The sequence below is a fragment of the Candidatus Hakubella thermalkaliphila genome (assembly GCF_013281975.1).
GTDB lineage: Bacteria > Actinomycetota > Humimicrobiia > Hakubellales > Hakubellaceae > Hakubella > Hakubella thermalkaliphila.
The window spans coordinates 1-527 of the sequence record NZ_BLRZ01000491.1; the positions used below are offsets into that span (position 1 = coordinate 1).

Sequence of the window (527 nt, forward strand, 5' to 3'; positions counted from 1 at the left end):
CTGGCGGTGCGGGTGGCCCGGTCGTGGGAGCTATAGAGGAAGCGGTGGGCAGCGAGATTGATTATAGCTAATCCTCCTCTTCTCAGGACACGATGAATCTCGCGCAGGGCCAGCTCATCATCTTCTACAGCCTGGCAAGAGAGAACGTCCAGGCAGGTTACCAGGTCAAAACTTTCAGCGGCGAAGGGAATAGCAGTAATTGAGGCCTGGCGGATATTCTTTAGTCCTCTCTGGCGGCAGAAGGAGAGGGCCTCCTCTGCATAGTCAAACCCCCAGGTCTGGCCTAAAGAGCTTAGATGGGTGAGGAGGATGCCTGTGCCACAACCTGCGTCGAGGATCCGCAGCTTCTGGCCTGATCTCAGATAGGGGCGTAGGAAAAGAAAGACAATCCGCCGCAGGCCCCGGTACCACCAGAGCGTCTCCTCAACTTCAAACATGGTGCGATATTCCTCAGGTTGCATGTTTGTTCTATCTTTTCGCTGGGTGTCTCATCTTAGCCTTTTAGGTCAGAGCTATTATAGCATGGC

Annotated in this window: 1 protein-coding gene; it reads right to left on the bottom strand. The window is 54.3% G+C overall.

Annotated features, from left to right (window positions below):
• On the bottom strand, nt 1-437 hold a 437-nt coding region (locus HW443_RS12860; RefSeq protein WP_176238407.1), incomplete at its 3' end, for a class I SAM-dependent methyltransferase.
• Nucleotides 438-527 lie beyond the last annotated feature (90 nt).